Raw genomic sequence first — 16137 nt, 5'->3', positions numbered from 1 at the left:
GTAAAACTATATCTAAATGATGAGGTTTTACTTGAGATCCAGGTGATAGCGGTAAAATACATCACCATTTGCTAGTATTCTTCCATTACTTCTTTTTGAATTATACTCCCTCCTGTTCTCCATACAATATACCTACCTAGATTCAATTTATGTTTTAAATTGTTATTTTTTATCCACCTCAATCAAGCTAGCAAAACTAAATATCATTTTACTTTTTTATTATATAGACTATACTAATTTCTCTTCCCACTTATAGGTTTCGTTTAAGCTAAAAAATATAGCCTCAAGAACGGGATCCTGAGACTCTATTTTTATTTTAGAAAGGACAGCATAACTTTCTCTGTTTCTTCTTTACTTAAATCACCTGCAATAATAAAGACTTGAAAAGCGCTATTCTTTCCTTTTGCAGGAACAATCATTTGCATTACTTTATAGGTTTCCTCTGTATCAAGACTTTCAACTAAGGTTATTTTTGTACCTTCTAATTCATAATTTGTTACCTTTTCATTATAATCCGCTTTTTTATTCGAGAATTCTATTCCCTCAGCAGTAACTGCAGATTGGTGCACAATATATACATTATCTTTACTTTCATTTTGATATTCATAAATAAAATCGGGATTCATTTTTCCAGTAGTCATCGGTGTATTAACACCTTCTCCAGTTAATTTAAACCCTTTTACCACATAACTTGGGGTGTTAATTGGAAAATCAACATATTTCTGTGCTTCCTTTTTAGTTAATCTAAAATGCGAATGAATTTTCTCTCTAAATGGTCCAATTTCTTCACTGTTTTTCTCATATTTTTTTTCCTCTTCTGGGTCTAACTTTTCAGGACTTCCTACTTGCCTTACTTTTTTATCTAAAATATGTGCTTCTGTTTCCAATGTAATGAATCGATCAAATTCTTCTTTCGTAAACAGATTCCTCGCCACTCCAATCTCTGTAAGTAAAGTATTATAGTCTCCTTCGGAAACAAAAAATTCTGCTTCTGCTTGTTCTTTTGTACCAATCATTTTTTCTACAATTCGCTGTATAGGAGCATCTGTTCGTGTTTTTAATTCTTTCATATTATTTTTCACTTCTAATTGTTGTTTCTCAGGGTTAGTCGGCTGATCAGCACGGGCGTTTAATAAGGATACAGATGATACTGCAATCACTGCCACAGCCCCTATCGCAGACCAACGATATGATTTTTTTTGGAATTTTTTAATCATTAGAATTCTCCTTTTTAACGCTCTCTTGTTTTTACTAAAATTTGCTATACTTGGTACTTGATAATAACTTGAGTAGTGTTCCAAAAGACTAATAATAGTATGTCCATACGCAATTTGTTCCTCTGAATCTATACATGTAAGAGCTAATGCATCGCATGCTAGTTCTTGATCTTCCCGCATACATGAGTAGGCATACCATAGAATGGGATTAAACCAATTTAAAATGAGTAAGCCATGCATAAGCCAGTTCACACCAACATCTCTTCGCTTGATGTGAGCTAATTCATGATAAAAAATATATCGTAACTGTTGTTCATCTAATATTTCCATATGTACAGTTGACAATAACAACTTGGGACGAATAAATCCGAACACTGTTGGACTGGAAACCTTTCCAGATACAAATAGAGGGATATTCCGTTGAATAGACATAGAGTGCTTACACTTTTCAAAAATCTGGATAATCTTTTCATCTGTAATAACAGGTTGTTTTTTTATGTAAAGTAATAAACGCCTGTTCATTATAAAAGTAGCAAAGCATAGAAGGATAACTCCAGTAAGCCAAATATATATAAAGATTGTATAGAATGGAACCGTCTTTTCATTATTGTATGTTTGTGTTGAACTTGAGGTATAAGTATCTTCTTTTGTGAGATCCTTTGTATTATCTATATTCTTCAATTCTTGCATACGTTCTTTTGTAAGAATACTAGCTACAGGGTTTTGGCTAGAAATAAATGCATCATCATTCTTGTAAGTAAGTACAGAATAGATACTATAGGAACTATCTGGCGACCAAGGTAATACAAGTCTTATAATTAATATGATCCATAGCATATACTGCCAGCGTGGCGTTAACTTATTTCTAAACAAGACCTTAATACACAATATTAGTCCCACTAATATACTAGCCATAATAGAAGTCTCAATCATCCAATCAAAAAAAGCAGGTAGATAGATATTTATAAATTTTTCTATCACTATAATCTATCCTTCCTCTGATTTTCCTCAGTTTTCTCATCCAAAATACGTTTAAGTTCGTTAATATCTTCTGAAGACAGCTTTTCTTCTTTTAAGAAATTTACAAGTAAAGGTTTAAATGCTGCACCATAGAAACGTTTAAGTAAAGATTTCGTTTCTACCTGTAAATAACTATCTTGCGATACCAAAGGATAATAAGAGTACAAACGCCCTTTATCTTGATGATAAGCCACTGCTTCTTTGTGAACTAATCGATTAATCAACGTTCGAATCGTTTTCGGTTTCCAATCCATTTTTACCTCCAACGCTTCAATTACTTCATTTGCTGTTTGTGGAGATTGTGACCATAATACTTTCATTACTTCTAATTCAGCCTCCGAAATTTTAGGTAATTCTTTCATTGTTTAAAATTACACCTCTCTGTATTACATTTGTAATCTATAACTGCATATTACACTTGTAATCTCGCGTTGTCAATCGTATTTAATGTTTGTAGAATCCTTTCCTATGCCCATTAACATAAATTTAGACTATCATGTTCTCCTAATGAGACAAGAAAGCAGATCTTTCATAAATATTTTTTGTTACTAATATAGACTTAAATTTTAACTTCAAACTTTGTGCATTTGTTGTTGTATAAAGGCATGAACATGGGAGCTTTTTAGACAAGATAGTGGATACTATTTTATAAACAATAGCTTCTGTAAAATTTAATATTATTATATTATAAAGACATTTACTTACTCTAAATCATAAGTAAATGTCTTTTGATTAAAAGATAGTTATTTCTATATAATAACTCCCAGTGGGAAATCCAACAATATAATTAACTATTTAAATTTAACTGTTAATCAGACTTAAAAATTGCCCTATTTTAATAGCAATTTTTTATTATTTTCACATTATATTTGATTGCTCTTTGTCTTGCTTCTCGATAGTAAATTTTGAAACTAATGCTGACAATGCTTCTACTTTTTCTTTTATTTTGTTAGATTGATTCGATATCTCCTTGATTGATGCTGCTTGTGATTGGATAGATTGTACAGTTTGAGTTGTTTCCTTAGCTACTTGCGTGGCAGTTTCAGAAACACTGGACATAGAGGCATTGACTTCTTCTGTACCCGCAGACATTTCTTCTGTCGCTGCAGATACTTCTTGAATTTGACTAGTGATTTTATTAATAGCCGACATAATAGATGTGAATGCTTGATCTGCTTTATTAGCTGTTTCTTTTCCTTCTGAAGCTTTTTGTTGACCTCTTTGCATTGCAACAACTGTATCTTTTGTATCTTGTTGAATGGCTTGTATTAAATGATTGATTTCATATGCAGATGTTTTAGACTGCTCAGCTAAATTTCCTACTTCCGCTGCCACTACTGCAAATCCTTTTCCGTTTTCTCCAGCACGTGCAGCTTCAATTGAGGCGTTCAAGGCAAGAAGATTTGTTTGTTCTGCAATATTAGTGATTGCATCCAGGGCTTTATCTATTTGTTGCGTACGTGTAACAAGCCTCTCAATTACTTTAGAAGTTTCTTCAACAACCTCATGAATACTATTCATTTGAAGTATAGATTGTTTTATCACTTCACTACCAGAATTGACTTGTTCTGTTGTTGTGACAGCCACTTCTGTAACCGTTGCTGAAGATTCAGCTACTGTTTGAACGCCAGTCGCAATTTCTTCCATTGAGGATGAACTTTCTTGAATACTTGTAACTTGTACTTCTATTTTTTTATCAACCTCAGATATTGTTTGAACAACTTCTCTTGAAATATGGGATGCTCGTTTAGTATCTTGTAACATCTCATCGGTCGAAGAAATAACCTCTTGTGTCGTGATTTTTACTTCTCCAATTAATTGTTGTAAGTTATCCAACATACTATTAAAAGATGTTACAATACTTCCTAATTCATTATTTGATTTATAAGAAGTACGTATCGTTAAATCACCTGCAGATACCCCTTCCATATCTTTTTCTAATAATACAATTGGTTGATTAATAGCTTTTTTAATAATATAGCCAATAAAAATAACGATTGCGATTGCTATAATGGAGATACTAACAAACAGCATCATGGTATTTGTTGCACTGTCAGTATTATTTTTTTGTAATTGATCTGCATTATTATTATTAAATTGGATAAGTTCGCGAATTGCCTGAATTGACTTTTTCATATTAGGATCAACCTCTTTTAGGTAATAAGCATATGCTTCTTCATTATTAGATTGTCCCAAATCTTGCACGTTTTTCAGTTGTGTTCTTAAGTCTTTGAATATTGTATAAAATGTGTTATACAATTCCTTTTCTCTATTAGAACTAACTCTTGTCTCAAATTTCTTTAATAATTGATCAGTTTCTGCACGAGCTACATCTATTTCTGTTAAAAGTTCTTTTATTCGTTTTTCATCTTTTGATAGGATCGTTTCCTTTACATTCATATTAATAAGATAAAAATTAGACTCTATAGCTCCTATCCACTGAATTGGCAATAAACTATCTTCATACATAGTAGTAGAAGCATGCTCCCCTTTTTTAAGGCCCCAAAATCCTAGTATAGATAATATGATACAAGAGACACTTGCTATAACTACCATTAAGTTTAGTGTTGTTCCAATTTTACTGTTTTTTAAAAACGACAATTAAATCCACCTCATTGTTATATAGTAATTAAGTAATTGAATGTATAAAAATAAAAACCATTTAATTAATTATTTTTATACATTGAAAAAACCTATACTTAAATTTAATAATAAAAAATAAATGGTTAAAAGAGCGTGTTGTTATATATTTAGGTCAACGCGCTCTTACATATATTTAAACCCTATATCAATTTCTTATTCCATTCTTTTAACTAATAAATACTTTTTATATTCGGTTATCATGCCAGAAGTTTATTGAAAAATGATTATTCTCCTCATAAGCTTCAAATTCATAACCTTTTTCTTTTAATCCCTTTATAATTGCTGGAACTGCCGAGACAGATTGTGGATGAATATCATGCATTAAAATAATTTCTTTTGAAGACGTCGCACCAGCTAAGACATTTTGAACAATTTTTGCGGCTGCTACATCAACGGGGAATTTATTGTATTTCCAATCTAAAGAATCAATTGTCCAATCCCATACTTTTAAATTATTTCCGACCACTTCACTTCGAAGTGATTCATTTAACCCGGGCATCGATCCATATGGTGGGCGTGTTAATTTCGGCGAGTTTCCAATAACATTTCTAATTAAAGATTGATCCTCTTTCATTTCCTTAACATATTGCTGATTGGTGTATAGCTTTTTAAAATCATGTGTCATACTATGCATGCCCACATAATGGCTCTCTACATGCTCTCGTTTCACTAAATCTGGGAACCTTTTCACATTGTCGCCAATTAAAAAGAATGTTGCTTTCACATTATTTCTTTTTAATATATCTAATAGGTTAGCTGTATATTTTCCTGGTCCATCATCAAATGTTAAATATGCAACTTTTCTTTCTTTACCATCAAAACGAGTAGGTATCGATTTTTTCAATTCATTTTTAGGTAGACTGCTAACATGTTGAACACTGTATACTTCTTCTGCATTTACCAGCTTAGGATTTGTAATAGATTGAAACATGTAATACCCTATTGCTACTAATGTAATAGCCAACAATACACTTATAATTCTTTTTTTCTTAAGCTTAATTTTCATATTATAATCTTCTTTCTATCCTATTATTTCACTTTATGTTGTTTAGTTATATTATCCTATTAGCTTATAAAGTTCTTTAACTTAACCAATGTCAATTTTGGATTACTTATTTTAATAATCTATATAGGTAAAAATTAGTGTCCTGCACTAGCATTCATGCCATTTCCTATGATAGTTAGAACCAAAGGATATAATACTGGTCCTAGGGTAAGGAAAATGTTTAAAATTACAATAAATATATATAACAGGCTGTAATTTTGACTATTTTGATGTACATATACTAGGATAACTAATGTTATTATAGTAATGAAATGTAGTAATAACATTATCAACCAATAATACATCATTATAGTAAGATTCGCCTTTCCTAATAGTTGGCATGTTATCCCTATTATTATTCCTAATACTGTAGCATTAAAGGAAATAAACAAAATTCTTTTTAATATTCTAGATAATGTTTTGTGATCCACAGTTTTATTATATAAGGCTATTAAAATGCCCAAAGATAGATATGCGAGTAATAACCCTACCCAATCCCAGATCCAATCTTGACCTTCCATTAAAGTAAACAAAAGCGAAATGACCCCTCCTACTGCAAGAATCAAGGAGATTATAATGTTAGTTAAAGCTGATTTCATAATGTTTTCACTTCCTAAAAAATTTTATAATAAAGCATTGGTGTTTACTCATATGTTGTCATTTATTTATTAGAACTTCTTTTTAATTAACTGAGAATCTGTTTGATAGTATTTTCTTCCATTACTTTTTTTGGAATCATACTTCCTCCTGCTCCCTATACAATTTGTGTACCTTGATTCAATTTATGTTTTAAATCATTATTTTGTAAAGAGCCTCTCCCCCACTTTATGCAATTTAATAGGTCTAATCATTCCTGCTAATATTGTTGGTTCTAGCTAAATAACCTCTTTACCCACTATTTTTTTTAATAGTTTATATAAATGATTATCACCAACTGTATATGCCCCACATAAAAATGGTTCCATTGCTTCCCCTACAAACCCAAATGCTATTCCAAGTGCCAGTCCATCCGCTATTGCATTATTGTCAATCCCAAAATCTTATACAGAAATTCAATCATATAATCAGGTCATCATACTTAATAGTTCACATGGAAAAATAAGTATCAATCATTTTTCGTCTTATTTACTATTCTCACAACTATGCAGGTGCTTGAAAATTAATCATACTTTATTATAATTAAGTATATTAACAACATGTTTAGTATAAGTGAATAACATTAATTTTAATTTTATTTACTTATTTAAAGGGGATTACGCATATGAACAATATTAATATCGGTGAAAAAATTATGATATTTAGAAAAGGTGCTGGATTAACTAGTAAACGGTTAGCTGAATTAGCTGATATAACACCTTCCATGTTAAGTCAGATTGAGAAAGGAATCACGAATCCATCCTTACAAACACTAAAACTAATTTCTGCAGCATTAAATATTGCTTTATTTAATTTTTTCTTAGAAGATACCATTACAGAAGAATTAGTTGTAAGAGCTAATCAAAGAAAAAAAATAACTTTCCCTGAAAGCGGCAATGTTTCGTATGAGTTATTATCACCTAATTTAGATGGATCACTGGAATTAGCTTTAATGAATCTGTTACCTCAAACCGCTTCTTCTATGGAGCCTATGGCACATAAAGGTGAAGAAATAGCATTTGTTATGGAAGGACAAGTAAAACTCTATCTAAATGATGAGGTTTTACTTCTTAACCCAGGTGATAGTGTTAAAATCCCACCATACGTAAAACATAAATGGGAAAACACTTCTTTACACAAAGTCACTGTTATATTTGGAGTAACCCCACCATCTTTTTAATTTCAAGTACTAGCGCATAAAAGTTAGAGAAAATAATTCTCTAACTTTTTTGTGTACATAACTATATTTAAAAAAGTAAAAAACTTGTCTCATAATTATATGTCATTTAAATCTAAATGATTATGAGTAGTGAAAGAGACCTTTCTAATTACATACTTAATTTACTTTTTAATGTCCAGTATTTTTCTCCAGTAGTGTCAAAAGAGAATTCCACCCATCCATTTGGATCTTCACGATAAATAAAGATGTTTGTTCCACGAGTTACTGTACCAACTTTATTTTCCTCGACTGCTACATCTGAGTTACTTTTAATTTTTAAGTTAAATGGATACGGTACATGGTAATAAGCAGCTGTTGACACAACATTTACTGTTGTCCCATCTTCATACATGTTATATGGAATGTTATTAGATAACGCTTCAACATCTAATATTTCAGGATTTTTTGGTAATTTTTTTGCAGATGTATAGTCTTCCGCACGGAAAGGTTTAATGCGTTCCATAATATTTGCAATTTTCCCAGCCCAGCCTTTGTCTGATGCATATTTTACGTTCATACCAGCTAATGTTGGTCCATTATAATGCATGCCATCTTCTTCTAAATATCTTTCTCGTACATAATTGGCGTTATAAGCAATACTGTCACCGTAGGTTGGTAAATATTTTGCATATTTAAACGGATCCTTATCATACGCGCGTAACCCAAATAAATTGTGTTTTCGATATGCGATTTCTGATTTTCCATATCCAGACTCTAAAATTGCATGTGCTGCTAAATACTGTGCATTGACACCGTATTGATTTTGCGCATTAATAAAATCTTGCCCATGTCCAACTAACGGACTATCTGAATGGTATTTTGCAATAAAACTATCAATCTCTTGGGCTGTAATTTTCGAAGCCACTGTTAAATTTAAATCCTCATACGAAGTAGCAGTAATGATTTCTTTGTCTTTTAAACCATTATTTTGATTTTGTTGCAACATATCTGTTTTAGCAGTAAGTTGAGCGGCCTCAGCGCGTGTTATAGACCTATTTGGTTGCCAACCATTATCAGTACCATTGGAAATATTTAAGTCAATTAAAATATTGGCATACTTTTCTCCCCAATGCCCTTTTAAATCCTCAAATTTACTTTGGGCATTATTATTTGCTGTACCTTGTAATTTATAAGCATTTACTAGCATCGTCGCCATAGCAGCACGTGTAACTTTTCCAGTTGGATTGAAAAGGCCATTCCCTTCGCCTTTAACAATGCCAGCTTTTTCAGCTGCAGCGATATAAGGGGTAGCCCAATGGTTTTGTGCATCTGTAAAGGATGGTTTTGCATCAAAGTCAATTTGTATACCTAATACTTTTGTCATAATTTTCGTAGCGGAAGCTCTGTCTAATGAATCATGTGAACCAAAAGTTCCATCTGGATAACCAATTATGACTTGTTTATCCACTAAATAGTTTACAGATTGTTCTGCCCACTTGGGAACATCAGGAAATTTGTGAGTATCTGCAAATATATTAGATGAGTAGGATAGTAGACTTCCTGCAATAATTCCTGTAGCAATTAACTTGGATTTCATAAAATATTCTCCTTCTAAATCTTAATTTCTATCCATTTTCATGCATTTAATTTACATTATTACTTTATTAAGAATTAGTAATAAAAAATTGCAATAAATGTTGGTGAGCTTATTGAATAATTAACTATATTGTTAATGGACAATATATATAAAGAGTTGCATAAATAAAGGCTCTTTCCCCAACAGATTATATAGAGAAAAGATTTTCTATCATTTTCTATCAATATGTATCTTTTAAAAATTTTTAAGCATAACTTACATTTGGTTCAACGATTTTAGCCGCCTGTATATAAGTGTCAATGAACAAATATAAGTTTATATTCAATTTTTTTAATTAAATTCAAGTTAGTTTTTGTATACTTGTTAAACTAGTATACAAACTTGAAAATCAATCTCAATTAATCACGATTAATTATAGTTAAGTATACATTAATACGTCAACACCTTATTAATTTTCAGTAAATAAAATTAATTTATACTGATTTTTTATGTCAATATTGAACATTTTTGTAAAAGTTATTCATTGACACTCATACATATAAGTAACTATAATCGTTACACCAAATTGAATAGATGTCAGCAGCATCACAAACATATAAATATAAAAATAAAAAATCTCAATTTGGTAATACAATAGATTGGTAGAGGTGTGTATTTTTATGAAGCGCAAATTAATTACAACAGGTATCCTTGCAGGAGCTATATTATCTTATTCTTCTAATATTTTAGCGAATACTCACAAATTTCCTGATGTTCCCAAGTGGGCAGAGCAATCTGTAAACTATTTAGTGGATAAACAAGTCATAATTGGTTATCCAGATGGAACTTTGGGCTCAAACGTTACGTTAGATCGAGCTTCCGCTGCAACAATTATAACAAAAGCTTTAGGAATAGAAATCGATCCCAAAGACAAACCTTCTTTTACAGACTCTCAAGACCACTGGGGCGCTCCGTATATTGCTGCAGCTGAAAAAGCTGGCATTGTTAAAGGAGAAGGGAATAGCATCTTCAATCCATCCGGTAAAGTAACTCGCGCTGCTATGGCGACAATGCTAGTAAATGCTTATAAACTACAGAATACAACACATGATAATGGCCAAAGTAAATTTGAGGATTTAAAAGGACATTGGGGAGAAAAGTATGCCAATATTTTAATTGACTTAAATATTTCCAATGGTACGGATAACGGATGGCAACCAAATAGACTCATAACACGAGCTGAAGCCGCTCAACTTACTGCTAAAACTGATATGCTGTCAAGAGAAATGAATAGTGAATTAAAAGAAAAAGACTATACAAGTACTAATACTCTTCTAAATCAGCACCAAAAACTTTCAGGCAAAGTAATTGAAAAAACGGATGATGGATTGGTTGTTTCTGGTAAAAATTCAAGTGTATACGCTATTGTTTCTTCCCCTGAGGTACTTAAAGATATTAAGATTGGGGATACCGTTACCATTTATGCTCCTATTTTTATAAGCACAATACCAGGTGATCCAGCTACAGCTAAATATGCAATTGTTCAAAAAGAAAATGAAGAAAACGTGTTAAAAAAACAATATAAAATGCACACTGGAAGTGTAATCAATAAAACGAAGGAAACAATCCAAATTTCTAGTGAAGGCCTGACTGTTACTGCTGTTGTTTCTTCTGAAGTGCTTGAGGATATTCAAGTTGGAGATACCGTTACTATTTATGGGGCATCTTTTATGAGTAATATGGCAAGTGGTGAATTATCTGCTAAGGCTCCAATCATTGAAAAATTGGCAAGTAAGACAATGACTCCTAATACAAGTGTAAATAAATCGAAATCTATATCAGAAGTCGATAAAAAAGAACAAAATGCTCTGGATCAACATCAAAAACTTTCAGGTAAAGTTATTGAAAAAACGGAAGACGGATTAGTGGTTTCTGGTAAAAACTCAAGCGTATACGCTATCGTTTCTTCCCCTGAGGTACTTAAAGATATTAAGATTGGGGATACCGTTACCATTTATGCTCCTATTTTTATAGGCTCAATACCAGGTGATCCAGCTACAGCTAAATATGCAATTGTTCAAAAAGAAAATGAGGAAAACGTGTTAAAAAAACAATATAAAATGCACACTGGAATTGTAATCAATAAAACGAAGGAAACTGTCCAAATTTCTAGTGAAGGCCTGACTGTTACTGCTGTTGTTTCTTCTGAAGTGCTTGAGGATATTCAAGTAGGGGATACCGTTACTATTTATGGGGCATCCTTTATGAGTAATATGGCAAGTGGTGAATTATCTGCTAAAGCTCCAATCATTGAAAAGTTGGCAAAATAAATATTAGGTTTCCAATGGGAAAATCCCCATACTAATAAGTATATAGATGCTATTTCTCTAATAACTATGGTTGTGTTAGTTATTTAAAATTGATATAAATTTTCTTTGTCTAAAACTAAAAACAAGAGGCTTCTTACAATTAAGAAGCTTCTTGTTTTTTGTATAAGTGAATGAGATTTATAATTATTAAAATGGAACATTTTATCCCCTATAAATCTATTTTTTAGAATACTTCCATGGATATTTTATTATAAGCTAAGTAGTTTAAGGTTTCTTGTTCCTAGTTCAAAAAGTTTAGACTTTCATGTCACATTATTGAGACATGAAAGTACCTACAAAATTTATGATAATGGCTATTTATCAACGAATGTTCATGAGATTTTAGTATAGAGATTTATGTCTTTCTACACTAGTAGCAAAACGTCATACTAAAAGTAAAAGAACCACCCAGACGTCTGCCAAACGTAAGAAAGGTGGTTCAAAGAAAAATAATTAAACTTTGCAATATACCACCTAAAGACAGCGGTTACAAATCAGACGGGATTTTACCAGCATCTCGTCTTTTATTATTATGCACATAGTTAGTGAGTTAAAACCTTTAATAAAAGGTTTATCTCTACACTCTCATTATACATTTTATCTCATTGGAGAACAATATCATCTTGTTTGGTATTTTTTATAATGAATTCTAGATTGATACTGCTTAAGACTTTTTTATTTTGGTGAGCTTTTTTCAACTACTTCTTTCTTTATATATGTCTTTTAATACCGCTTCATTTATTTTCAAATCCGATTTATCAACTAAATTCTTCTATATATAGGATTGTCCTTTTTATCTTTGCATTCCTTTTATGATAATTTGAGATGCATTGAGTTGGTGACTTGCACTACCTTATCAAAATTAATTAATTCAAGCTAATCCGAACATATCAGATGTAAATTTTTAATAATTTCCCTCTACAAATAAGAACTTCATTCGTTTCTGCATTCGCAAAGTAACAAGTGCACTATGTCACCAGTATGGCTTTGAGGATCTCTAGTTCTTCTATCTCTAAGTTTGGCTATCTTGTCACTCAATAGACAAACGAATTGAATTTCATGGTAAAATAGTAAATGTTTTTAAATAAGGGGATGGAGGGGTTTCAAGTGAAACTTAGAAAGATTTTTATGATTTGTTTTTTATTTATATTCACATTAACTATTGTGACTGGTTGTAGTTCTTCACAAAGTTCTACAACTGTAAAAAATGGAAAGGCATCTTCGTCTTCGAAGAACGTGGAAATTGAAGTTGAAAATGCTGAGTACGTATTACCATTAAGTGGGTCAATAGGAGGAATAAATAAAGATAAAGTATTGAAATTCAAAGTGAGTTTGAAAAATAAAGGGGATGAAATGTTAGAGATATCACCTTATCTCTTTACACTATATCAAGGTGATGAAAAAATGAAGAAATATGATAAGGCTGATTCAGATAAATTACGTTTAATAGAATTAGAACCTGGTAAAAAAACATCGGGGATTCTCTACTATGAAGTGAATAAAGCCTCATCATATGAGCTCGTTTATTCCAATGAAGAAACAAAAAAAAGAGACGATGAAACAGAAAAAGTTTCTTTCAAAATTGATACACAAGAAATAGAAAAGAATACAAAAGACTTAAACAAACCAGCTGAAGCTCTAAAAACCTATATAAACGCTGTTTATTATGATAAAGATATAGACAAAATTAATGAATTGTCCGGTGAAGATGGAAAACAATTTACTCAAAATATACATCAAGAATTTAAAAAAGATGCAATGTCCAGTACGCATAATGGAATTAGTGACCAGGAATTTGAAAGCTATTATAAAAAGTTAAAATCTGTACTGCAGGAAAAAGTTACATTTACAGTAAAATCAGTAGGTTCTTCTCCTGAGGAAGATAAAGTTGAAGTGGAATTAAAAGTAAAACCATTATTATTAAGCGAATTGCAGCCAAAATTAAATAAGGAAAATGAAAAATTGTTAAAAGAAAATCCAGGAATCGAACAGCCTAAATTATTTAGCCAATCGTTTAGTTACTTCATATCTATTTTGCCAGAAGCAAAAGTTTCAGATAAAGAAAAAGTAATAAAGGTTGAGATGGAACGATATGGAAAAGAACAATGGCGTTTTTCTAAAGGTAAAGTAACCGATTCAGAGGACGTAATGGAAATAATGGGAGAGTTTTTAAAACAATAAAAAGATATAAATGAAAACGAAGTTTGCAACAACCAAACTTCGTTTTTTCGATTTATAATAACTTACAACAACTGTTACCTCCAAACGATAAAAACACAAACTTTCAATTTAGAGAATATTTTAAAATCTTAGCTTGATGGATATGTGTCGGTACCCCATGTCCATCAAGCTAAGAACTTGTTTTACCCCCTAGTTTTTTGAGAGTAAGTTGTTTTTTGGAACCAGAAAGTTATATTTTTAACTATAAAAACTATGGGAAATTTTATCTGTTTTTCCTTTTTACCTACTTGCTAAATTCAGCAAGTAAAATATTTTTAAAAGGATCAGAACGACTAGTTTTATGGCCATTCAAATTGATAGCCACTGTATGCTTGCCTCCAAGTGTACCTCCAGCAAAAGTAGAAAACCCTGGGACACCTCCTGAGTGTCCCCATATCGAGACACCGTTTTGAAGTTTTGTTTCAAAGATTCCAAGACCATATCCATCGATTACTTCTGTTCCTGTAGGAACTGTAGTAAGCATTTGTTTTAGTTGCTGTTCCTTCAGTAATTTGCCACTGAGCAAGTAAGAGAAGAATTTATTTAAGTCGTCAGCAGTAGAAATCATATCACCATCCGAGCTACCTGGATTAGAATAAGTAACGTCTTTCAGCTCACTTTCTCCGTCATATCTTTCATATCCTCGGGCATGATTGGTGCCTGGAATAACCGTTGAATTGCCAGGTAGGAATGTATTCGACAATTCAAGCGGTTCAACAATTCGATTTTCAACCTCTTCCGCATAGCTGTTTCCAGTTACTTTTTCAATAAGGATACCCAATAATACATATCCCGTGTTTGAATAAGACCAACCCTTTCCTGGAGCAAAGTCTGGGGGAAGAGAAATCCCCATCTTTACGAATTCTTCAGCTGTATACGCTTTTTTTGTATCTTTAATATCAAAGTCCTTTGACTTTATGTAGTCAGCGATACCACTTGTATGGTTCAATATCTGCCGGATCGTAATCTGGTTACTATCATATCCGTTTCCTTGAATAACACCAGGCAACCATTTTTCAATGGAGTCGTCTAAATTCAAGCGGTTTTCTGCAGCTAATTGAAGTAGTACTGTTGCAATGAATGTTTTCGTCACACTACCAATGCGAAAGCGAAAATCTGCCTTCATTGGTTTCTTGGTTCTCAGATCCGCTATCCCGGCGGCATAGCTCCAATTTTTACCACCCTTAGAAATTTGAGCGAGTATTCCAGGGTATCCAAGTTGGAGTGCATCCCGCATTGCTTTCTTAACGGAAGTACGATCGCTTTGATTACTTGTTTGTAACGAACTAGATACATTTTGCGTGGGTTCTGCTTTTACAATTGAGGCTGGTGTTATGTATAACAGGGAACTTCCAGCTATTAAAAATGATAGACTTGCACATGTAATTTTACTGCGTGTTTTCATAAAGCACCCCACTCCTTTTTTTAAATTGTATAGTTAGTTGCTTGCTGTTTCGTATTAATCACACAGCTGTTATCTCCACCAATGACAAAAAGTCAGAATTGAATTCGTAATCATATTCATAATTATTATTTTTACGGACGCTATTCTGTCTTAGCAAACGGTAAATCCCTCTTCTTCCACATATATGTTAACGCCAGAAATTAGTTCTTTTGCTTAAAACACTCTTGTTACTGGTTTGTTTTTCATATATAAGTCATATCTGTTCCGCCTTACACACCTCCTTATATTTTGATCTTACACATTAAAAATCTCTTTTTTCTTACCTATTCCTTACAAATTACTTACGTTCAAAATAGCTTCTATAATAAAATAAAAACACAGAGATTTTTCACTTCTATGTTTCTTTTTTCGTTTTGGGAAACAATTAATTTTTAAGTTAATAGCGATGTGTCAGTACCCCATATTCATCAAGCTAGTGAAAAAACAACCCAAAACAGTAAAATTGATATTTCTGGGTAAAAATGTACAAAAATCTTATTTGAGGGCGTTATAAAATCCTTAAGTTGATGGATATGGGGTTCTACATTTTTTGCTGCACTAAAACAATCTTCAATAATCTAAATTAGATTTGTAACTACAAGTGGGTTTCTACTTGCATTAATATCATGAATGTTGCTTACTGCTATAAGATTACGCTTCTTGTAATCTTTCAAATGTAGACATATTAGTTCCCATCTTTGGTGCAGATACGGAATGTTGTTACCTTCAGTGCTCGCTTCTCTTGGTGGGACATAAATAATCCTGTAATGTTCCTTTAAAGACCTGAATCCCGTTCGAGTATGCGATA

At 31.9% G+C, this 16137-nt stretch carries 10 protein-coding genes; 3 read left to right on the top strand and 7 right to left on the bottom strand.

Going from position 1 to position 16137, the window contains the following annotated elements; translation table 11 throughout:
* Positions 1-311: 311 nt before the first annotated feature.
* The 5 genes from NST27_RS29415 to NST27_RS29395 form a co-directional block, all read right to left on the bottom strand.
* Positions 312-2198, bottom strand: coding sequence for a M56 family metallopeptidase (locus NST27_RS29415; RefSeq protein ID WP_098349474.1), 1887 nt, complete (start codon positions 2196-2198; stop codon positions 312-314).
* Positions 2198-2599, bottom strand: coding sequence for a BlaI/MecI/CopY family transcriptional regulator (locus NST27_RS29410; protein ID WP_000661434.1), 402 nt, complete (start codon positions 2597-2599; stop codon positions 2198-2200). Before NST27_RS29410 ends, NST27_RS29415 begins: the two co-directional genes overlap by 1 nt.
* A gap of 496 nt (positions 2600-3095) precedes the next feature.
* Entirely contained in the window at positions 3096-4838 is a 1743-nt protein-coding gene (locus NST27_RS29405) for a methyl-accepting chemotaxis protein (protein ID WP_000008935.1), read from the bottom strand.
* 226 nt (positions 4839-5064) lie between these two features.
* Positions 5065-5886, bottom strand: a complete 822-nt coding sequence (locus NST27_RS29400; RefSeq protein ID WP_000694601.1) for a peptidoglycan-N-acetylglucosamine deacetylase — start codon at positions 5884-5886, stop codon at positions 5065-5067.
* Between the two features lie 134 nt (positions 5887-6020).
* Positions 6021-6524 (bottom strand): DUF3902 family protein, encoded by a 504-nt coding sequence (locus NST27_RS29395; protein WP_061661837.1) that lies wholly within the window; start codon positions 6522-6524, stop codon positions 6021-6023.
* 662 nt (positions 6525-7186) lie between these two features.
* Between NST27_RS29395 and NST27_RS29390 the strand changes: the two genes are divergently transcribed.
* On the top strand, positions 7187-7741 hold the full coding sequence (locus NST27_RS29390) for a helix-turn-helix domain-containing protein (protein WP_001059761.1): 555 nt from the start codon (positions 7187-7189) through the stop codon (positions 7739-7741).
* A 148-nt stretch (positions 7742-7889) separates the two neighbouring features.
* Here NST27_RS29390 and NST27_RS29385 read toward each other — a convergent pair whose 3' ends face one another.
* Positions 7890-9317, bottom strand: coding sequence for an S-layer homology domain-containing protein (locus tag NST27_RS29385; protein ID WP_000837502.1), 1428 nt, complete (start codon positions 9315-9317; stop codon positions 7890-7892).
* Between the two features lie 659 nt (positions 9318-9976).
* Between NST27_RS29385 and NST27_RS29380 the strand changes: the two genes are divergently transcribed.
* Complete coding sequence (locus NST27_RS29380; protein ID WP_000823692.1) at positions 9977-11626, top strand: S-layer homology domain-containing protein; 1650 nt, start codon at positions 9977-9979, stop codon at positions 11624-11626.
* A 1146-nt stretch (positions 11627-12772) separates the two neighbouring features.
* Positions 12773-13846 (top strand): DUF5105 domain-containing protein, encoded by a 1074-nt coding sequence (locus NST27_RS29375; RefSeq protein WP_000776671.1) that lies wholly within the window; start codon positions 12773-12775, stop codon positions 13844-13846.
* Positions 13847-14129: 283 nt separating this feature from the next.
* On the opposite strand, the gene NST27_RS29370 is transcribed toward NST27_RS29375, so the two are convergent.
* Positions 14130-15290, bottom strand: coding sequence for a serine hydrolase domain-containing protein (locus NST27_RS29370; RefSeq protein ID WP_000857813.1), 1161 nt, complete (start codon positions 15288-15290; stop codon positions 14130-14132).
* Positions 15291-16137: the final 847 nt, after the last annotated feature.

Source organism: Bacillus sp. FSL W8-0770, assembly GCF_038008705.1.
Taxonomy (GTDB): Bacteria; Bacillota; Bacilli; order Bacillales; family Bacillaceae_G; genus Bacillus_A; species Bacillus_A cereus.
Note: the sequence above shows the minus strand (reverse complement) of the source record. Positions and strands in the feature narration are given on the sequence as shown.

What these genes read in the sequence shown, in the direction of transcription:
- NST27_RS29410 (WP_000661434.1), bottom strand. Translation starts at nt 2,599, where the DNA reads ATGAAAGAATTACCTAAAATTTCGGAGGCTGAATTAGAAGTAATGAAA.
- NST27_RS29400 (WP_000694601.1), bottom strand. Translation starts at nt 5,886, where the DNA reads ATGAAAATTAAGCTTAAGAAAAAAAGAATTATAAGTGTATTGTTGGCT.
- NST27_RS29395 (WP_061661837.1), bottom strand. Translation starts at nt 6,524, where the DNA reads ATGAAATCAGCTTTAACTAACATTATAATCTCCTTGATTCTTGCAGTA.
- NST27_RS29390 (WP_001059761.1), top strand. Translation starts at nt 7,187, where the DNA reads ATGAACAATATTAATATCGGTGAAAAAATTATGATATTTAGAAAAGGT.
- NST27_RS29385 (WP_000837502.1), bottom strand. Translation starts at nt 9,317, where the DNA reads ATGAAATCCAAGTTAATTGCTACAGGAATTATTGCAGGAAGTCTACTA.
- NST27_RS29380 (WP_000823692.1), top strand. Translation starts at nt 9,977, where the DNA reads ATGAAGCGCAAATTAATTACAACAGGTATCCTTGCAGGAGCTATATTA.
- NST27_RS29370 (WP_000857813.1), bottom strand. Translation starts at nt 15,290, where the DNA reads ATGAAAACACGCAGTAAAATTACATGTGCAAGTCTATCATTTTTAATA.